The 18,187-nt window shown below is 61.7% G+C and carries 18 protein-coding genes; 10 read left to right on the top strand and 8 right to left on the bottom strand.

Translation table 11 applies throughout. The annotated features are described in order from the left end of the window. Window positions 1-31 precede the first annotated feature (31 nt). The 6 genes from nifX to nifH form a co-directional block, all read right to left on the bottom strand. Window positions 32-427, bottom strand: a complete 396-nt coding sequence (gene nifX / locus QZ409_RS05100; RefSeq protein ID WP_296707494.1) for a nitrogen fixation protein NifX — start codon at window positions 425-427, stop codon at window positions 32-34. Between the two features lie 24 nt (window positions 428-451). Then, window positions 452-1,867: a nitrogenase iron-molybdenum cofactor biosynthesis protein NifN gene (gene nifN / locus QZ409_RS05095; protein WP_296707493.1), complete on the bottom strand. Its 1,416-nt coding sequence runs from the start codon at window positions 1,865-1,867 to the stop codon at window positions 452-454. Window positions 1,868-1,872: 5 nt separating this feature from the next. Next, the gene (gene nifE / locus QZ409_RS05090; protein WP_296707492.1) at window positions 1,873-3,558 is read right to left on the bottom strand and encodes a nitrogenase iron-molybdenum cofactor biosynthesis protein NifE; all 1,686 of its coding nucleotides are present in this window, start codon (window positions 3,556-3,558) and stop codon (window positions 1,873-1,875) included. A 231-nt stretch (window positions 3,559-3,789) separates the two neighbouring features. Next, window positions 3,790-5,349 carry a nitrogenase molybdenum-iron protein subunit beta gene (gene nifK / locus QZ409_RS05085; protein ID WP_296707491.1) on the bottom strand — a complete coding sequence of 520 codons (1,560 nt, stop codon included), beginning with the start codon at window positions 5,347-5,349 and terminating at the stop codon, window positions 3,790-3,792. A gap of 69 nt (window positions 5,350-5,418) precedes the next feature. Continuing rightward, window positions 5,419-6,921, bottom strand: coding sequence for a nitrogenase molybdenum-iron protein alpha chain (gene nifD / locus QZ409_RS05080; protein WP_296707490.1), 1,503 nt, complete (start codon window positions 6,919-6,921; stop codon window positions 5,419-5,421). 77 nt (window positions 6,922-6,998) lie between these two features. Continuing rightward, window positions 6,999-7,880: a nitrogenase iron protein gene (nifH, locus tag QZ409_RS05075; protein ID WP_296707489.1), complete on the bottom strand. Its 882-nt coding sequence runs from the start codon at window positions 7,878-7,880 to the stop codon at window positions 6,999-7,001. A gap of 438 nt (window positions 7,881-8,318) precedes the next feature. On the opposite strand from nifH, the gene QZ409_RS05070 reads away from it, so the two are divergent. Genes QZ409_RS05070 through QZ409_RS05055 form a run of 4 tightly spaced genes read left to right on the top strand, consistent with a single transcriptional unit; the run spans window position 8,319 to window position 11,284 of the window. Beyond that, complete coding sequence (locus QZ409_RS05070; RefSeq protein ID WP_296707488.1) at window positions 8,319-8,750, top strand: response regulator; 432 nt, start codon at window positions 8,319-8,321, stop codon at window positions 8,748-8,750. A gap of 38 nt (window positions 8,751-8,788) precedes the next feature. Next, window positions 8,789-9,277: an ArsC/Spx/MgsR family protein gene (locus tag QZ409_RS05065; RefSeq protein WP_296707487.1), complete on the top strand. Its 489-nt coding sequence runs from the start codon at window positions 8,789-8,791 to the stop codon at window positions 9,275-9,277. Continuing rightward, complete coding sequence (locus QZ409_RS05060; RefSeq protein ID WP_296707486.1) at window positions 9,267-10,814, top strand: SagB family peptide dehydrogenase; 1,548 nt, start codon at window positions 9,267-9,269, stop codon at window positions 10,812-10,814. Before QZ409_RS05065 ends, QZ409_RS05060 begins: the two co-directional genes overlap by 11 nt. Continuing rightward, on the top strand, window positions 10,811-11,284 hold the full coding sequence (locus QZ409_RS05055; protein WP_296707485.1) for an ankyrin repeat domain-containing protein: 474 nt from the start codon (window positions 10,811-10,813) through the stop codon (window positions 11,282-11,284). Before QZ409_RS05060 ends, QZ409_RS05055 begins: the two co-directional genes overlap by 4 nt. A gap of 108 nt (window positions 11,285-11,392) precedes the next feature. On the opposite strand, the gene QZ409_RS05050 is transcribed toward QZ409_RS05055, so the two are convergent. Beyond that, window positions 11,393-11,752, bottom strand: a complete 360-nt coding sequence (locus QZ409_RS05050; RefSeq protein WP_296707484.1) for a (2Fe-2S) ferredoxin domain-containing protein — start codon at window positions 11,750-11,752, stop codon at window positions 11,393-11,395. Continuing rightward, window positions 11,749-12,084 (bottom strand): Grx4 family monothiol glutaredoxin, encoded by a 336-nt coding sequence (gene grxD, locus QZ409_RS05045; RefSeq protein WP_296707483.1) that lies wholly within the window; start codon window positions 12,082-12,084, stop codon window positions 11,749-11,751. The genes QZ409_RS05050 and grxD overlap by 4 nt, the downstream gene beginning before the upstream one ends. A 274-nt stretch (window positions 12,085-12,358) precedes the next feature. Between grxD and QZ409_RS05040 the strand changes: the two genes are divergently transcribed. The 6 genes from QZ409_RS05040 (at window position 12,359) to QZ409_RS05015 (ending at window position 18,111) form a co-directional block, all read left to right on the top strand. Beyond that, window positions 12,359-12,847 (top strand): hypothetical protein, encoded by a 489-nt coding sequence (locus QZ409_RS05040; protein WP_296707482.1) that lies wholly within the window; start codon window positions 12,359-12,361, stop codon window positions 12,845-12,847. Window positions 12,848-12,981: 134 nt separating this feature from the next. Beyond that, a complete protein-coding gene (gene sufB, locus QZ409_RS05035) occupies window positions 12,982-14,445 on the top strand; it encodes a Fe-S cluster assembly protein SufB (protein WP_296707481.1) in 1,464 nt (487 codons plus the stop codon). Next, a complete protein-coding gene (sufC, locus tag QZ409_RS05030) occupies window positions 14,445-15,194 on the top strand; it encodes a Fe-S cluster assembly ATPase SufC (RefSeq protein ID WP_296707480.1) in 750 nt (249 codons plus the stop codon). Before sufB ends, sufC begins: the two co-directional genes overlap by 1 nt. 7 nt (window positions 15,195-15,201) lie before the next feature. After that, window positions 15,202-16,488 (top strand): Fe-S cluster assembly protein SufD, encoded by a 1,287-nt coding sequence (sufD, locus tag QZ409_RS05025; RefSeq protein ID WP_296707479.1) that lies wholly within the window; start codon window positions 15,202-15,204, stop codon window positions 16,486-16,488. Window positions 16,489-16,549: 61 nt separating this feature from the next. Further along, a complete protein-coding gene (locus QZ409_RS05020; protein ID WP_296707533.1) occupies window positions 16,550-17,752 on the top strand; it encodes a SufS family cysteine desulfurase in 1,203 nt (400 codons plus the stop codon). Further along, window positions 17,749-18,111, top strand: a complete 363-nt coding sequence (locus QZ409_RS05015) for an iron-sulfur cluster assembly protein (protein ID WP_296707478.1) — start codon at window positions 17,749-17,751, stop codon at window positions 18,109-18,111. The genes QZ409_RS05020 and QZ409_RS05015 overlap by 4 nt, the downstream gene beginning before the upstream one ends. Window positions 18,112-18,187: the final 76 nt, after the last annotated feature.

Below are 18,187 nucleotides of genomic sequence, written 5' to 3'. Positions count from 1 at the left end.
AGGCGCCGGCTGTTCTGAAAGGCTGGAAGGCTCAGTCCTCGAAATCGAAGGCGCGTTCCTTGCCCTTGCCCATGGCCTTGCGCAGGAACGGCGGCGGATTGCCTTTGAGCACTTCCTGCAGCTTGTTGAGCAGATCCTCGATCACCTCGGGCTGCGAGACCTTGATCGGATGAATGTTATTGGCGACGACGCGCGCCGCACCGGAGCCGCCGATCGCCGCCACATAGAGAATGGCGCAATCCTTCACGGCTTCTATTTTCGGCGCGAGCTTGTCCTCGTTGCCATCTTCCTGAAGATCGCCGTCGAAGGCGATATGCTCGATCAGGCTATGGCCGTTTTCGTCGAGCTCATAAATCGAGATGTTCTTCGCCCAGCCGAAATGCGCGTCGACACGCTTCAAGTCCTGTGTAGCAAATGCGACTTTCATGGACCCGCCCTCTCTTCGCCAGACTTAATTCGCCAAGCTCGTTGCAATCGCGGCGCCAGCTTCTTGCGGCGCCGATTTGACGTCGTCGGGACCCCAGGGATTGCGCCAGGTCTCGGTCGTAACCTCATGATTTTCTTCGCGGTCCGCCATGATCAGATTAGCGACCTGGAAGATCAGATCGCGTCCGCCGCGATAGCCGACGGATAATTTATGGCCGGCGCCAAGACGGTCGAACATCGGGATGCCAAGGCGATGGAAGGGAATCTTCAAACGCGCCGCCGCCTGACGCCCATGCGAATGGGTCACGAACAAATCGCAGCCCTTGTCGCGCGCCTGAAATTCGAGATCTTCGAGATCGCCAATGACGACCTCCTCGGCCGGCACTTTCTCCAGCACGGGCGATTGCGTCGTCGTGATCGCGACCTCGATATGAGCGCCCATTTCATGCAGGAAAGAGCCGACGTCATAGAGCAGGTCGGGCTCGGCGCCGATCGCGAGCTTGCGGCCGCCGATGTGGAAATGGCCGTCGAGCATGGCGTCGACGAGCTGCCCCCGCTGGCGGCGATATTTCGCCGGCGCCGGGCGGCCTGAGATTTCCGTCAGGAAGGCGATCAATTCATCATTCGCTTCAAGTCCGCACAGCCGCTCAAACAGCCGGAAAGGAACCCCCGCCTTCTTTTCCAGCGCCTCGGCCGCCGCGCGCATCTGCGCGCCAATGGCGATGGTCCAGCCGGCGTCGCCCATGGTCGCGACTTCGTCAACGCCCACGCCGCCAATCGTCGTCGGCGTGAAATCATCGGGAATATGGCCGTCGAGCGAACCACCGAGATCCGGCAGGAAGGTCGGCTCAAGGCCGAAATCCTCGATGATCGTGCGCAGTTCCTCGATGTCGCCCGGAGTGAGGTGGCTGCCGGGCAGAACATTGATGCAAGTCGGATCGCGCCGCGCCGCATTGGCCGGCGCCTCGACCAGGTCCTCGACCAGCCGCGTCACCGCCTTTTCCCAGCCGTCCTGGAAGGCGTCCTTGAAATCGGGCGTCGAAACATAGACCATCGGAAAATTGCGCAATTCCGGATGGTTCTGGCGGATCAGCTCGATATAGCCGAGCACATCGTCGCCCTTGGTTTCGGTGACGCCGGTCGAGGCGATGCCGATGATCTCCGGCTTGGTGCGCTTGATGATGTTCATCACCGCCTGCTCGACATTTTCATAGCCGCCGAGCACTGTCGCGACTTCACTCATCGCAGTTGTCTGAAGTGGGATGGCTTCCTTGAAATGGCGCACGAACAGCACGAGGCCGAACGAGGTGCAGCCCTGCGAGCCATGCAGCAAAGGCATGGAGCCGCGCAGGCCCATGAAGGCAAGAGCGGCGCCGATGGGCTGGCTCATTTTCAGAGGATTGACCGAACAGGCTTTCTTGGAAGTTACGACCTTGGCCATGTCGCTCACTCCGCCGCAACGTTCTGAAGTTCTGTCGGTTGTCCGACAACGACGCCAGCTTCCAGAATTTCCTCGATGCGCAGCGCGCAGGCGCCGCAGCCGCCCGAAGCATTCGTCTTCTCGCGCACGCCTTCAACGCTCGTGAGGCCGAAATCGCGGATCGCGTCCTCAATGGTTCCGAGCGTGACGCTTTTGCACATGCACACCGCCTTGGCGCGACGAACCTGCTCCGCCTTGACGGGATCGGCGGCAAGCGCCGCCTCTTCCTGCGCGATCTGCGCCAGCGCCTTGTCCTGCCAGGACTCGCCGGGCTTCGCCCAAGGCGCGGGCTTGCGCACCTGCTCCCAGACCGGGTTGTAAAGCGTCTTGTCGATTTCCTTGACCAGCTTCACCATGCCGATATAGCCCATATAGGCGTGGTGGCGCTCCTGGTTGATGTCGAGCCAGGGCATGGTCGCCTTGAGGGCGATGAACTGCGAGCGGCCGCCCGACAACATGATGTCGGCCCTGGCGTCCTTCAGCATCTTGTACATTTCGCGCGGCGTCATATCGTCGATCATATGCGCGTCCTGGCCCATCAATTCCTTGATGCGCTCCTTGTCCTCGCGGGTCGATTTCTTGACGCTAGTGCCAACCAGCTCCAGCCCAGCCTCTTGCAGCGCCGCAACCACCGACCAGGATTTCACGCCGCCGGTGATGAGAAGAACCTTCTTGCCCTTGAAGCGCGGCTTGTACTTGGCGATCGCGGCCCAGGCCCTCGCCTCTTCGCGCGCAATCAGCTTTTCGGTGCGCTCCATCAGTTCTTCCGGCGCGCCTTGCGAAATCAGCAGGTGCGCGAGTTCGCGCAGCGAATCGCTGCTGTCTTCGATGCCATAGAACGAGCCTTCGAAGAAGGGGATGCCATAGCGTTCCTCCATCTTGCGGGCGACGTTGATCATCGCCTTCGAGCAGACCATCATCGACGCCTTGGCGCGATGCGCGGAGGCGACTTCATTGTAGCGGCCGTCGCCGGAAATGCAGGACAGGACGCGAATGCCCAACTCGTCGAGCAAAGGCTTCACCTGCCACAATTCGCCGGACAGGTTGAATTCGCCGATGATGTTGATGTCATAGGGCGTGGTGTATTCCGGCTCGACCGTGCCGATGACGTGATCGAGCAACGCCTCGCCGGCGAGCTTGTTGCCGAGGTTCTTGGGTCCGACAAAGCCCGGCGCGTTAACGGGAATAACCGGCTTGCCGAATTTTTCCGACGCCGCCTTGCACACGGCGTTGATGTCGTCGCCAATCATCGCCGGGACGCAGGTCTGGTAGACGAAGATCGCCGGTGGATCATATTTCTCGATGATCTCGCGGCAGGACTTGAACAGGCGCTTCTCACCACCGAACACGACGTCGGTTTCGTTCATGTCCGTGGTGAAGCTGGTGCGCCAGAGATCCGATCCGGACGAGGCGGCGCCGCGATTGTCCCAGCTGTTGCCCTCGCAGGCGATGGGGCCATGCACGAGATGGGCGACGTCCGTGAAAGGCTGGAGGGCGATCTTGGCTCCATCGAAGGCGCAGCCGCCGGCCGCGCCGCCGGGCTGCAATTGTTTTGTGCAACCCTTCTTCTTTTCGGCTTCCGATTTATTGGCGTTCTTGGCGCAGCTCGGCTCGTTGAAAACATCTTGAATGGTCGCCGAAAGGGAAGTCATCGCGTCTCTCCTGTCAGTTCGGCCGCGGCCTTCTTCAGGCGCGGAGGCGGGCGACACCTGTCGCTTTTCCGCCAGTTGGAGGCTTTGATGGGGAGGCAGCAATTTTGGCGCCGCGGCGCCTCCAGCGCGCCCCGCGTGCTGGCCCAAAGAGAAAGGCCCGGAGCGGCGGATGCGCCCCGGGCCTTGTTTGGCAGGATTGTCGGTTTGTAGCCAAACCGACAATGAACCTGATCAGCGAATGATATCGAACGAGTAGTCGGTCTTCGCCGGGACGTTGGTGGCGAGATCGATCGTGTCGAAGATCTTGTCGAGGATCGTCACGAGAACGTTCATGCCGCCCTGATAGCCCCACACCGGATAGCGATGCTTGTGGTGACGGTCGAAGATCGGGAAACCGATACGGATCAGCGGGGTGCCCGTGTCGCGCTCCAGATATTTGCCGTAGGTGTTGCCGATGATGAAGTCCACCGGATCCGTGAACAGCAGCGAGCGCATATGCCACAGGTCCTTGCCGGGATAGACCTTGCAGTTCTTGCCGAAGGGCGAGCTGTCGAACAGCGCCTGCATCTTCTTTTCCCAGGCCTTGCCGCCATTGGTGGCCAGGACCGTGGTGGGCTCGGCGCCGAGTTCGAGCAGGAATTCCGCCAGGCCGTAGCAGAGGTCGGGATCGCCGTAGATCGCGAACTTCTTGCCATGAATGTGGGCGCTGGAGTCGGCGATGGCGTCGACAAGGCGGCCACGCTCACGGGCGAGCGATTCCGGGATTTCCTTGCCCGAGATGCGGGCGAGGGTCATCAGGAAATTATCGGTGCCCTTGACCGAGATCGGGTGGTTGAGGGCCACGACTTCCTGGCCATGCTCGGCGATGAGCGGCAGGGTCTTTTCGGTGCAATATTCCTGCATCGAAATGGTCGCCTTGGCGTTGATGGCCTCGAGCGTCTCTTCGATCGTGGTGCCGCCATCATACATGCGGTACTCGCCATCGGTCGGGGTGTCCCACACGTCCGAATTGTCGCCGAGGATCGTGTACTTGATGCCGAACTCACCGAAGATGCGCTTGATTTCACGCAGGTTGCCGACGGTATAGCCATCGAAGCCGCCGAGGAAGTTGATCGAGTCATTGGGCTTGCGCTCAAGCTTTTCGATCGTTCCGGCGCGGCCGTCCCAGAAGTAGCTGATGATGCCCTTCATGGCGTTGTCGTAGCCGGTGATGTGGCTGCCGACGAAGGCCGGGGTGTGGGCGAACGGAACCGGATAGTCTTCCGGGATCGAACCCTTTTCACGGGAGGTCTTGATGAAGGCGTTCAGATCGTCGCCGATGACTTCCGCCATGCACGTCGTCGAGACGGCGATCATCTTCGGCTTGTACATGCTCAGCGTGTTGGCCAAGCCGTCAATCATGTTGTTGAGGCCGCCGAACACCGCGGCGTCTTCGGTCATCGACGAGGAGACGCAGGACGTCGGCTCCTTGAAGTGACGGGAGAAGTGCGAGCGGTAATAAGCGACGCAGCCCTGCGAACCATGGACGAAGGGAATGGTCTTTTCGAAGCCGACGGCGACGAACACGGCGCCGAGCGGCTGGCAGGCCTTGGCCGGGTTGACGGTCAGAGCTTCGCGCTTGAAGTTCAGTTCCTTGTATTCTTCCGTCTTGGCCCACTCGCGGACCCGCTCGACTTCCGCCTCGTCACGCGGATTTTCGAACATCTTTTTCTTGTTCGCCAGCATTTCCTGGTATTCCGGACCCCGGAACAGGTCGAAATGGTCGAGTACGTGATCGGCGTTCTGCGTCATGATAAAGCCCTCTGCTGTCGGTAATTCGCGGCTGGCGCCCGTCTTTCAACGGGCGCCTGCCGCGCGCGGTCACTCGGCCGCAAGGAGTTTGGAGTTGGAGTCGTCTTTCCAAGGCGCCTTGGCCATTTTCCAGACCGGCGCATTGATGGCCATATCCATGTCGCGAGCGAAGATCGCGAAGCCGTCATAGCCGTGATACGGGCCGGAATAATCCCAGGAATGCATCTGGCGGAAGGGCACGCCCATTTTCTGGAAGACGTACTTTTCCTTGATGCCCGAGCCCACCAGATCCGGCTGGACCTTTTCCACGAATTTTTCGAATTCGTAGCCGGTGACGTCGTCATAGATCAGGGTGCCGTCCTTCACATAGTGCTGGGCGGTGCGCTGATAGTCGTCGTTATGGGCGAACTCATAGCCCGTGCCGACAACTTCCATGCCGAGGTCTTCGTAAGCGCCAATGACGTGGCGCGGACGCAGGCCGCCGACGTAGAGCATGACAGTCTTGCCTTCGAGGCGCGGACGGTACTTGGCGATGACCGCTTCCATCAGAGGCTGATACTTGGCGATGACGCGCTCGGCGCCTTCCTTGATCTTGTCGTCGAAGAAGCTGGCGATCTTGCGCAGCGATTCGGCGATCTTCGACGGGCCGAAGAAGTTATATTCGCACCACGGAACACCGAACTTTTCTTCCATGTGGCGGGAGATATAGTTCATCGAACGGTAGCAGTGCAGAACGTTGAGCTTCGCCAAAGGCGTATTCTCGAGTTCCGCCAGCGAGCCGTCGCCGGACCACTGGGCGATCACGCGCAGGCCCATTTCTTCGAGCAGGATGCGCGAGGACCAAGCGTCGCCGCCGATGTTGTAATCGCCGATGATCGCAACGTCATAGGGCGTCGATTCGAACGGAGCAGGCCGGTTCGGATCCATCTTGTCGAAAACGTAATCGCGAACGGCGTCGTTGGCGATGTGGTGGCCGAGCGACTGGGAGACGCCACGGAAGCCTTCGCAACGAACCGGAACGATGGTCTTGCCGCCGAATTCCTTCGACTTCGCCTTCGACACCGCTTCGATGTCGTCGCCGATCAGACCGATCGGGCATTCCGACTGGACGGTGATGCCGTTGTTGAGCGGGAACAGCTCCTGGATTTCGTCCATGATCTTGGCGAGCTTCTTGTCGCCGCCGAAGACGATGTCCTTTTCCTGGAAGTCCGACGTGAACTGCATGGTCACGAAGCTGTCGATGCCCGTCGTGCCGATGTAGTAGTTACGACGAGCGGCCCAGGAATACTGGCCGCAACCCACGGGGCCGTGGCTGATGTGGATCATGTCCTTGATCGGCCCCCAAACAACGCCCTTCGAGCCGGCGTAAGCGCAGCCGCGAATGGTCATCACGCCGGGGATCGACTTGATGTTGGACTTGACGCCGCAATCGGACTTGCCGGCCTCGTGAACATTCAGATGTTTCGCACGGCGCTTCGCTGTCTTCTCGGGATAGACGGCCAGCACCTCTTTGATCAATTCCTTGTTGCGCGCCTTGATCTCAGCAACGCTCTCATTGTTTGCAACACTCATGTCGCCACCTCTCGCTTGCGTGCGCCGTTCGGGAGTCCGGCCCCCGGAAGGGGCCGGACCGTTTCTTCAGGCGATCTTTAGGCAGTCAGCTCGGCCGCGGTCTTGCCGACCTGGCTCTCGTCGACCTGGGCCATGACGCCATGCTCCATGAGCAGGTCTTCCAGCTCGTCCATGGTGATCGGGGTCGGGATGATGCCGTTGCCCGAATTGCCATGAACCTTGGTCGCCAGGTTGCGGTAGTGCTGGGCCTGCTGCGAGTCGGGCGCATATTCCAGAACCGTCATGCGGCGCAGCTCAGCGTGCTGAACGATATTGTCGCGCGGCACAAAGTAGATCAGCGTGGTGCCGAGCTTCTTGGCCAGCGATTCCGCCAGTTCGAGTTCCTTGTCGGTCTGGCGCTCGTTGCAGACCAGGCCGCCCAGGCGCACGCCGCCGGAATTGGCATACTTCAGAATGCCCTTCGAGATGTTGTTGGCCGCATACATGGCCATCATTTCGCCGGACATGACGATGTAGATTTCCTGAGCCTTGTTCTCACGGATCGGCATGGCGAAGCCGCCGCAGACCACGTCGCCGAGAACGTCATAGGAGACATAGTCGATGTCTTCGTAGGCGCCGTTCTCTTCGAGGAAGTTGATCGAGGTGATAACGCCACGACCCGCGCAACCAACGCCCGGCTCCGGACCACCGGACTCAACGCAACGGATGTCGCGATAGCCGACCTTCATCACGTCTTCGAGTTCGAGATCTTCGACCGAACCGGCGGCGGCGGCCAGCGACAGGATGGTGTCCTGGGCCTTGGCGTGCAGGATCAGACGGGTGGAGTCGGCCTTGGGGTCGCAGCCGACGATCAGGATCTTCTGACCCATTTCGGAAAGAGCGGCGAGCGTGTTCTGCGAGGTGGTGGACTTGCCGATGCCGCCCTTGCCGTAGAAGGCGATTTGCCTGAGTTTAGCCATTTGATGCTCCTAAAAAGTGTCCGTGTGGCATGAACTTCGCGCGTTCTGCGCGAGACTGTTTCTCTCTGTCAGAAACGGACCCGCTTTGACGGGAAGGAACGAAACGCTCGTCTAGCGTCTGCGTACGTTCAGCCCTTCACTCGCCGTTCCGCTGACAATGATTGCAACCGCCGTGCCAGAATTTTTTATCTGTAAGATCGTTGTTTTTATTGGTGTTTATCTAAAGCCTGCGCTGTGGTCGGTTCTGTGAAAAATCCGACAGCATCGTCGCAGCTGCGGCAAACAAGACACGTTTGTCGCAATTTCGCGGACGGCTCCGGCCACGCTCAAGCCGATGTCGCGTGGTCGGAACGGAAATTGCACAAGGAACGGGCGGGCCTTCGCGGCAACGACGCGCGGGCAATTCGATCCTTACGATAGAGAACGATAGAGGCGGCGATGCAGATTGGCGTTGAGACATCCAAGGCGGTCGACCAGCGGCGGGTTTTCGTGGTGGACGAGGACGAGATCATCCGCTCCGTGCTGCAATTCATGTTGCATGACGAGATCGAGACGCATGAGCTCGCCTCGCCGGAAGAAGCTTTCGAGAAGGGCCAGGACTGGCTTACGCCCCATCTCGTTCTGCTGGGCGTATCCTGGATTCAAAAGCAGGGCATGGGCGTGATCGACGCCTTCAATACGAAATATCCGGGCGTCCGCATTCTGATCGTCTGCGACAAAAGCGAAGAGAAGTTGGCGGTCGAGGCCATGCAGGCCGGCGCCCATGGCGCGATTGTCAAGCCGCTGACGATCGAGGCGGTGCGCAAGAAGGTCGACACCGTGCTCGGACGCGGCGGCGCCGCGCCGTTGGTTCAGCTCAACATTGTCTGAGCGGGCGCGACCCGCGACACAAGGCCCGAGGATCGCTGATGGCGCTCGTTACTTTCTATGAAAAGCCCGGCTGCGGAACCAATCGCAAGCAGAAGGCGATGCTCGCCGCCGCCGGTCACGAGGTCGACGAGCGCAATTTGCTGACCGAGCCCTGGACGAATGAGCGCCTGCTGGCCTTTTTCGGCGACATGCCGGTGGCGGGCTGGTTCAATCCAGCCGCCCCGCGAGTCAAATCCGGCGCGGTCGATCCGGCCGGCCTCGGCCCGGAGGAGGCGCTCGCGCTGATGCTGGCGGAGCCGCTGCTGATCCGTCGCCCCCTGATTGAGTCGGCGGGACAGCGTTGCGCCGGCTTCGACAAGGAGCCTGTTCTGTCCCTGCTCGGACAAAGCGCGGAAAATCGTGAAAGTCTGGACGCCGCCCAGGGCTGTTCGCGCCCCGCAGGTCCGCCCTGCCCGGCCCCTTCGGATCGCCGCGCCGAAAATGCCCATTCTGAAGAAGCCCATCCTGACAAAGCCTATGTCGAATAAAGCCGCGCTCTATCACGAGCGGACGAAACATCGCTTCACCGGCTACGCCAAGGGCCCGGACACGCTGGATTGGGACCTCCAGCCCAATCCTTTCCGCAGCTTCGAGGGCGCGGCCCGCGCGGACTTGCCGTTGGCGCCGGAAGATCTGCCGGCCACTCCGGCGCTGACCCGCGAGTCGCTTGGCGCCTTGCTGCATCTGTCGATGGGGCTTTCGGCCTGGAAGCAATTCGGGCCGGACCGCTGGGCCTTGCGCTGCAATCCGTCGAGCGGAAACCTCCATCCGACCGAGGCCTATGTCCTGGCCGAAGGCGTCGACGGACTCGATGACGGGCTGTTTCATTACCTTCCGCGCGATCATGCGCTGGAACAAAGGCGGCGGGACGACTCCGGACAAAAGTCCGACACGCCCTGCCTGTGGATCGGACTTTCCTCCATTCATTGGCGTGAGGCCTGGAAATATGGCGAGCGCGCCTTTCGCTATTGCCAGCTCGATCTCGGCCACGCACTCGGCGCCTTTTCCTATGCCGCCGCCGCTTTGGGCTGGCGCGCGCAACTGGTCGAAGGACTCGACAGCGCGCAAATTTCCGCCCTGCTCGGTCTCGACCGCGCGGAGGATTTCGGCCGCGCCGAGAAGGAAGATCCGGACGCCTTGATTCAGATTTTCCCCACGGTTCACGGCGACGCCGTCAGGGCGCCCGCGCTGAAAGCCGGCGTCTGGACCGGACAGGCCAATCTGCTCGACCGCTGGCCGATGTACCGCTGGCCTGTGATCGGCGAGGTCGCCGAAGCGACGCTCGGCTCCGTCGCAGCCGAGCCCGTCGCGCCGTCTACTTTGGCGCAAAGCGAGAGCGCGCTGCCGGCCGAACTCATCCTGCAACGGCGCAGCGCGCAACATTTCGACGCACGCCATGTCATGCCGGCGGAAGAGTTCTTCGCTATTGTCGAAAGCGTGACGGCCCGGCCGCGCGCGCCTTGGACAGTCTGGAATTTCGCTCCGCGCGTTCATCCCATCCTGTTCGTCCATCGCGTCGCGGGGGTCGAACCGGGACTCTATGCCCTACCGCGCGGCGCCGATTCCCTGGCGCTGTTGCGACAATCGCTCGACCCGGATTTTGTCTGGTCGCGCGTCGCGGGAGCGCCGGAAACCCTGCCGCTTTATCTGCTCAAGATCGGCGACGCGCGTGGAGCGGCGCGGCGCCTGTTCTGCAACCAGGCCATCGCGTCGGACTGCTGTTTCGGCATGGCCATGCTGGCGGAATTCGACGCCGTCGAGCAAAACCCCTGGAGCTATCGCGGCCTGCATTGGGAGGCCGGTCTCATCGGCCAGGCGCTCTATCTCGAAGCCGAACGCTACGGCCTGCGGGGCACGGGGGTGGGTTGTTTCTTCGACGACGAGACCCATGAGTTCATCGGCCTGAAATCAAGCGCGCTTCAGACAGTCTATCACTTCACCCTGGGCGGGCCGCTCACGGACTCGCGCATCGCAATTGAGCCCGCCTATCCCGACAAGCAACGCGCAAAGGCCAAAACGCCATGATTCAGGATCCCGATCTCGTGGCCTGGCTCCGTCAGGAAGGCTTTTCCGGCGACGACATCCACGGCCGCGGCGCGAATGAGATAACGCCCTTGATGCTCGCCGCGTTGAAGGGCGATTGCGACATGGCGCGAAAGATCCTGGCGTGCGGCGGTGAAATCGCCGCGCGCAACGGCGACGGCAACAACGCCTTGTGGCTTGCCTGCGTCGAGCGCCATCTCGACATGATCGACCTGCTGATCGGCGCGGGAATTGATATGGACAATCTCAACGACAATGGCGCCACCGCGCTGATGTACGCCGCGTCGTCCGGGCGCACCGATGTCGTCGCGCATCTACTGGCGCGGGGCGCGGATATCGCGCTGGAGACTCTCGACGGCTTTTCGGCCATGGACATGGCCGCCAATATCGATTGCCTGAACCTTCTGCGCGCGGCGCGGAAGAAAGCCCGCGCCGACATGACAACCGCCTGAAAGACAATCGCCTGAAAAAATGGCGGGAAGCGATCCGGCTCTGGCTTGCGGTCGCCGGCGCTTCCCGCCCATCCGGCGACATGCGCCGGACGTTGAAATATCCGCGCCTCAGCGCGTCAGCACCACCACCAGGCGTTCGACCAGCTGGCCGCCCTTGAGGTGGGTCTCGACGATCTCGTCGATGTCCTCGGGCGTTTTCGGCGCGTACCAGACGCCTTCCGGATAGACGACCATCAACGGGCCGGCGCGGCAGAAGCCAAGGCAGCCCGAGGCGGTGAAGCCAATTTCCGGAAGACGCTCGGCTTCGAGCTTCTTCGACAGGCGGTCCCACAGCGGCTGGGCGCCCTGCGCGCCGCAGGAGCCGCGCGGATGCCCCGCCGGTCGCTGGGTGTAGCAGGCGAAGACGTGGCGCGTGTAGAGCTGCGGCACGTCAGCGAAGGTGGATGCGGTTTCGGTCTCCGTGCTCATGCCGAGACCTTCTCCACGGCCTTGTCGGCGAACAGCTGGGTTAGCTCGCCCGAAGCCGCCATTTCGCGCACGATGTCGCAGCCGCCAATGAATTCGCCCTTCACATAGAGCTGAGGAATCGTCGGCCAGTTCGAGAAGGTCTTGATGCCCTCGCGGATATAGGGGTCGGCGAGAACGTTGACGGCGTCAAATTTCACGCCGAAGCCGTTGAGGAGCTGCACCACGGCGGCGGAAAAACCGCATTGCGGCTGAGCCGGCACGCCCTTCATGAACAGAACCACATCGGCGCCATCGACAATGGACTTGATGCGCTCACTGGTTTTTTCCGTCATCGAATGACCTCTCGATTGGTTCGTCACGTCTGCCGGAGCAGGCCGGGCAGAGCAGAATGGCGCGGACGATGAAAAGTCCGCTCGCGCGCTGCAATGCAAAAGTGGGACCATCGCCGCGCAGACGCCTTTGCCCGGCGCCTGCCTTTCGGGCGAAAATTTAGCAGAAAATGCGCGTCGGTTTAGCGACAAGTGTCCGTGTCCGAAACGCGACGCCGCTCCCGGCCCCGCTTTTGCAGGCGTTTGGACGAAAACTTCCCTGTCCAGAGGACCAGAAATGCCCATTCCCTTTCCGGCTCCAGAGCCTGAAACAATCAATTTCGGCGAGCTTCCCCCCGAAATCGACGATCTGCTCCAGAAAGGCGTCGTCGCCTACCGCCGCGATTTCGTCCAGGCGGAACAGCTGTTCCGCGAGGCGCTCGCCGCCGGGCCCGAGGAGCTGCCGGCCTATTATTGCCTCTATAAGATCCACACCTATCACGGCAATCTCGACGAGGCCCGCGCCGCCGCCCAAACTGGCATGCAGAAGGCCGCGCGTCAGGCCGGATGGCCTGAAAACTGGCGCGAATGGGTCCCGCAAGAGGAGATCCCCGACGGGGCCGGACGTTTCGCCCTCTATACGTTGAAGGCCCTCGCCTTCATCCATCTGCGCCGCGACGAAAGCGAGCAAGCTGGAGAGATCCTCGACGCCCTGCGCCAGCTCGATCCAACCGGCGCCGTCGGCTGGCCGGTCATCGCCGAACTCGCCGCCGGCGTCGCCCGGTGATCCACTGTGGCGCCGCCCTTGCATTCTCAGCAACGGGCGCTGCGGCGCACAAAAGGCGGGGCGCAAGCCACGTCGAACGGCGCCGCGCAAGCCATTGATTTCAATCCAACACTTGCGAAAGTCGGAAGTCTGACATGAGCGAAGAGACGGACACCCTTCAGGACCTTGCGGACCAGAAGTATAAATATGGCTTCGTTTCGGAAATCGAATCCGACTTTGCGCCCAAGGGCCTGAACGAAGACGTTATCCGCTTCATTTCGGCGAAAAAGGACGAGCCGGACTGGTTGCTTCAGTATCGCCTGGACGCGTACCGCCGCTGGCTGACGCTCGAAGAGCCGACCTGGGCCAAGCTGGATTATCCCAAGATCGACTTCCAGGACGCCTATTATTACGCGGCGCCGAAGAGCGACAGCGACAAGCCGAAGTCTATCGACGATGTCGATCCCGAACTTCTGCGCGTTTACGAGAAGCTTGGCATTCCGCTCCATGAGCAGGAAGTTCTCGCGGGCGTCGAACAGCGCAAGGTCGCGGTCGACGCGGTGTTCGATTCCGTCTCGGTCGTCACCACCTTCAAGGAAGAACTCGGCAAGGTCGGCGTGATCTTCTGCCCGATCTCGGAAGCGCTGAAGACTCATCCCGAACTGGTGAAGCAATATCTCGGCACCGTGGTTCCCGCGTCCGATAATTTCTACGCCACGCTGAACGCCGCCGTCTTCTCCGAAGGCTCGTTCGTCTATATTCCGCCGGGCGTGCGCTGCCCGATGGAGCTCTCCACCTATTTCCGCATCAACGCCGCCAAATCCGGCCAGTTCGAGCGCACGCTGATCATCGCGGACAAGGGCTCCTACGTCTCCTATCTGGAAGGCTGCACGGCGCCTCAGCGCGACGAAAACCAGCTCCACGCCGCGGTCGTTGAACTGATCGCGATGGAAGACGCCGAGATCAAATATTCCACGGTGCAGAACTGGTATCCCGGCGACGAGAACGGTAAGGGCGGCATCTATAATTTCGTCACGAAGCGTGGCGACTGCCGGGGCGACCGCTCAAAGATTTCCTGGACTCAGGTCGAGACCGGCTCGGCCATCACCTGGAAATATCCGTCCTGCGTTCTGCGCGGCGACAATTCGGTCGGCGAATTCTATTCGATCGCCATCGCCAATAATTACCAGCAGGCCGACACCGGCACCAAGATGCTGCATCTGGGCAAGAACACGTCGAGCCGCATCATCTCGAAGGGCATTTCGGCGGGCAAGGCGCAGAACACCTATCGCGGCCTGGTCAGCATCCACGCCAAGGCCGACGGCGCGCGCAACTTCACCCAGTGCGACTCGTTGCTCCTCGGCGACCAGTGCGGCGCTCATACGGTGCCTTACATCCAGTCGCGCAATCCGAAAGCCATTCTGGAGCACGAGGCGACGACCTCGAAAATTTCCGACGACCAGCTGTTCTATTGCCTGTCCCGCGGCATTCCGACCGAGGAAGCGGTGGCGCTGATCGTCAATGGTTTCTGCCGCGAAGTGTTGCAGCAACTGCCCATGGAATTCGCTGTCGAGGCGCAAAAGCTCGTCGGCATCAGCCTCGAAGGGAGCGTTGGATAATGCTTGAGATCAAGGACCTCCACGTCAACGTGTTTGGCAAGGAAATTCTCAAGGGCCTTTCCCTTACTGTGCCGCCGGGCGAAGTCCATGCGATCATGGGCCCCAATGGCGCCGGCAAATCCACCACCTCCTACACGCTCGCCGGACGCGCGGGCTATGAGGTGACGGGCGGCGAGATCGATTTCTATGGCGAGGACGTCACGGCCCTGTCGCCGGAAGAACGCGCCGCCAAGGGCATTTTCCTCGCCTTCCAATATCCGATGGAAATACCCGGCGTCTCGACCATGAACTTCCTCAAGACGGCGATGAACGCCCAGGCGAAATTACGCAATGAGCCGGAGCTCGACGCCGCGCAATTCCTGCGCACCGTGCGCGCCGCCGCCAAGGAGCTGAACATTTCCGAGGACATGCTCAAGCGCCCGCTCAATGTCGGCTTCTCGGGCGGCGAGAAGAAGCGCAATGAGACGCTGCAGATGGCGCTGCTGAAGCCCAAGCTGGCGATCCTCGACGAAATGGACTCAGGCCTCGATATCGACGCCCTGAAACTGGTCGCGGAAGGCGTCAACAAGCTGCGCGCGCCGGACCGCTCGTTCCTCGTCATCACCCATTACCAGCGCCTGCTGGATTACATCGTCCCCGACGTGATCCACATCCTGGCCGGCGGCAAGATCGTGATGTCCGGCGACAAGAGCCTGGCCCTGCAACTCGAAGAAAATGGCTACGACGCCGTCATCAACAAAGCCGCGTGAGGGCGATATGGCAAAGGTGGTCTCGCTCGACAATCTCCTGGCCAGCGTAGCGGCGCGGCGCAGCGAAGCCGCGCCCTGGCTGGGCGCGCTGATAGATGCAGCCAGCGAAAAATTCGCTCACGTCGGCCTGCCGAACCGCCGCGTCGAGGCTTGGCGCTATTCGGACCTCGCCAAGGCCCTGCACGAGACGGTCAAGGTCGAAGCCGATCTCGACACGCCGCCGGTGCTGGCCGAAGCCTGCGTCGCCGCCTTCGAGAACGGCGTGCTGAACGATACCAAATCCTCTTATTGCGCCATGGGCGCACAGAGCCTGCGCAAGGTACTGGCCGAGAAGGACTCGCCTGTCGCCGGGATCATCGGCCGCGTCAATCCGCAGGCGGATCATCCGATCATCAATCTCAACACCGCCTTGATGGAAGAGGGGCTCGTCCTTCAGGTTCCGAAGGGCGTGACTTTGGCGACCCCACTGCACCTGCGCTTCAACTGGAGCGGCGTGGATGCGGCGTCCGCCGACGGCCGTCATCTGCGCATCCTCGTGGTGCTGGAGGAAGGCGCGGAGGCGACCCTGTTCGAGTCGCATGACGGGGCGCCGAGCTTCGCCACTGTGGTCACCGAATTGAGCCTCGCGCCCAATTCCAAACTGACCCATGTCCGGCTGGAAAACTTCGCCGCCGCAGCGCGGCAGACCGCCGCGACGGTCGGCGCAATCGGCGAGAAGGCGGCCTATCGCGGCTTCTATTTCTCGCAGGGCGGACATTTCGCCCGGCATGAGGCGCTGTTGAAGCTCGCCGGCGAAGAAGCCGACGCGCGCATCGACGCCGCCTATATGGTCGCGGACAAGCGCCATTGCGACAACACCACGGTGATGGACCACGCGGTTCCCAACACCACCTCAACCCAGGTGTTCCGCGGCGTTCTCGCCGGCTCCTCGCGCGGCGTCTATCAGGGCTGCGTCAAGGTCGCCCAGGCGGCGCAGAAGACGGACGCCCGCCAGCTCAGCCGCGCCATGCTGCTGTCGCATCGCGCGGAAATCGTCACCAAGCCGGAGCTGGAAATTTTCGCCGACGACGTGAAATGCAGCCATGGCGCGACGGCCGGCGAATTGGACGCCAACGCCCTGTTCTTCCTGCGGGCGCGCGGCATTCCGGAAGCCGAGGCGCGCGCCATGCTGGTCGAGGCCTTCCTGATCGAGGCGATGGACACGGTCGAAAACGAGGCCATGCGCGAGATCGTCATCGCCTGCGCGCACAATTGGATGCTTCGTCATGCGGGCGAGGCCTCCCATGTCGAATAACGCAGCCGCCCTCAGCCAGACGATTCCGGCAAACCTCGCCAAAACGCCGGCCTTCGACGTAATGGCCGCGCGCGCGGATTTCCCGATCCTGTCGCGACTGGTCTACAACAAGCCACTGGTCTATCTGGACAATGGCGCCTCGGCGCAAAAGCCGAAGATCGTGCTCGACGCGATCCTGTCGGCCTATTCCGACACCTACGCCAATGTCCATCGCGGCGCGCATTTCCTTTCCAACGAATCGACGGTGGCTTTCGAAAAGGCGCGCGAATCCGCCCGCTCCTTTGTGAACGCCAAAAAGGTCGAGGAAATCATCTTCACCAAGGGCGGCACGGAGGCGATAAATCTCGTCGCTTCGAGCCTTGGCGCGGAAATCGGCGAAGGCGACCAGATTGTCATTTCCGAGATGGAGCATCACTCCAATATCGTGCCATGGCATTTCCTGCGCGAGCGCAAGGGCGCGGAAATCATCTGGGCGCCTCTGGCCGCCGACGACAGTTTCGACCTGGCGGCCTTTGCCAAGCTGCTGACGAAAAAGACCAAGCTGGTCGCCGTCACCCACATGTCCAACGTGCTGGGCACGGTGACGCCGGTGGCGGAAATCATCCGCCTCGCCCATGCGGTCGGCGCCAAGGTCTTGATCGACGGTTGCCAGGGCAGCGTGCATGAGATCGTCGACGTACAGGCGCTGGATTGCGATTTCTACGTCACTACCGGCCACAAGCTCTATGGCCCCTCGGGCATCGGCTTCCTCTATGGCAAATATGAATTGCTGGAGGCGATGCAGCCCTATCAGGGCGGCGGCGAAATGATCGCCGATGTGTATCGCGATCGCATCACTTACGCCACGCCGCCGCATCGTTTCGAGGCCGGCACGCCGCCGATCGTCGAAGCCATCGGCCTCGGCGTCGCGCTGGACTACATGATGGGCCTCGACCGCGCCGGAATCGCCGCGCATGAAGCGGCTCTGCTCGCCCACGCCACCGAGGAAATCGACAAGCTCGGCAAGGTGCGCATTTTCGGGCGCGCCCCGAACAAGGGCGCCATCGTGACCTTCGACGTGGAAGGCGCGCATCCGCAGGACGTCTCGATGATTCTCGACCGGGCCGGCGTCGCCGTCCGCGCTGGAACGCATTGCGCGCAGCCCCTGATGACCAAGCTCGGCCTGACCGCATCCGCCCGCGCCTCTTTCGCGCTCTACAACACGCATGACGACGTCGAAGCCCTCGTCAAGGGAATCCGCCGCGTAATGGAGCTGTTCGCATGATTGAAGGCCAGACCGCCGCGATGTCGGAGGATTCGGTCGAACTGCCCGAGTGGACCGGCGATCTCGAGACGGACGTGATCGCCGCGATCCGCACGGTGTTCGACCCGGAAATTCCAGTGAATGTCTATGACCTCGGACTGATCTACCGGCTGGACGTCGCGAACCCCGATCTCATCGACATCGACATGACTCTCACGGCGCCCGGCTGCCCCGTGGCGGGAGAAATGCTGCGCCAGGTCGAGAAGGCGGCGCTGCTGGTCCCGGGGACGAAGGCCGCCAAGGTCAATCTGGTGTTCGACCCGCCATGGGACGCGCAAAAAATGTCCGACGAGGCCAAGCTGGAACTCGGAATGCTTTAACCATCGGCCGCGCCCGTCGGCGCGGATATCAGGGGGCATTTGTAATAGCCGCTGATATTTAAGGTCAACAGGAGTC

This window comes from Rhodoblastus sp., assembly GCF_019449565.1.
Taxonomy (GTDB): Bacteria; Pseudomonadota; Alphaproteobacteria; order Rhizobiales; family Beijerinckiaceae; genus Rhodoblastus.
Note: the sequence above shows the minus strand (reverse complement) of the source record. Positions and strands in the feature narration are given on the sequence as shown.

Bases quoted from the DNA above. Each gene is read 5' to 3' on its own strand.
- nifK (WP_296707491.1), bottom strand. From the start codon at position 5,349: ATGACGCAGAACGCCGATCACGTACTCGACCATTTCGACCTGTTCCGG.
- QZ409_RS05070 (WP_296707488.1), top strand. From the start codon at position 8,319: ATGCAGATTGGCGTTGAGACATCCAAGGCGGTCGACCAGCGGCGGGTT.
- sufB (WP_296707481.1), top strand. From the start codon at position 12,982: ATGAGCGAAGAGACGGACACCCTTCAGGACCTTGCGGACCAGAAGTAT.
- nifN (WP_296707493.1), bottom strand. From the start codon at position 1,867: ATGGCCAAGGTCGTAACTTCCAAGAAAGCCTGTTCGGTCAATCCTCTG.
- nifH (WP_296707489.1), bottom strand. From the start codon at position 7,880: ATGGCTAAACTCAGGCAAATCGCCTTCTACGGCAAGGGCGGCATCGGC.
- sufC (WP_296707480.1), top strand. From the start codon at position 14,445: ATGCTTGAGATCAAGGACCTCCACGTCAACGTGTTTGGCAAGGAAATT.
- nifE (WP_296707492.1), bottom strand. From the start codon at position 3,558: ATGACTTCCCTTTCGGCGACCATTCAAGATGTTTTCAACGAGCCGAGC.
- QZ409_RS05020 (WP_296707533.1), top strand. From the start codon at position 16,550: ATGGCCGCGCGCGCGGATTTCCCGATCCTGTCGCGACTGGTCTACAAC.
- QZ409_RS05060 (WP_296707486.1), top strand. From the start codon at position 9,267: ATGTCGAATAAAGCCGCGCTCTATCACGAGCGGACGAAACATCGCTTC.
- sufD (WP_296707479.1), top strand. From the start codon at position 15,202: ATGGCAAAGGTGGTCTCGCTCGACAATCTCCTGGCCAGCGTAGCGGCG.
- QZ409_RS05015 (WP_296707478.1), top strand. From the start codon at position 17,749: ATGATTGAAGGCCAGACCGCCGCGATGTCGGAGGATTCGGTCGAACTG.
- grxD (WP_296707483.1), bottom strand. From the start codon at position 12,084: ATGACGGAAAAAACCAGTGAGCGCATCAAGTCCATTGTCGATGGCGCC.
- QZ409_RS05050 (WP_296707484.1), bottom strand. From the start codon at position 11,752: ATGAGCACGGAGACCGAAACCGCATCCACCTTCGCTGACGTGCCGCAG.
- nifD (WP_296707490.1), bottom strand. From the start codon at position 6,921: ATGAGTGTTGCAAACAATGAGAGCGTTGCTGAGATCAAGGCGCGCAAC.
- QZ409_RS05065 (WP_296707487.1), top strand. From the start codon at position 8,789: ATGGCGCTCGTTACTTTCTATGAAAAGCCCGGCTGCGGAACCAATCGC.
- nifX (WP_296707494.1), bottom strand. From the start codon at position 427: ATGAAAGTCGCATTTGCTACACAGGACTTGAAGCGTGTCGACGCGCAT.
- QZ409_RS05055 (WP_296707485.1), top strand. From the start codon at position 10,811: ATGATTCAGGATCCCGATCTCGTGGCCTGGCTCCGTCAGGAAGGCTTT.
- QZ409_RS05040 (WP_296707482.1), top strand. From the start codon at position 12,359: ATGCCCATTCCCTTTCCGGCTCCAGAGCCTGAAACAATCAATTTCGGC.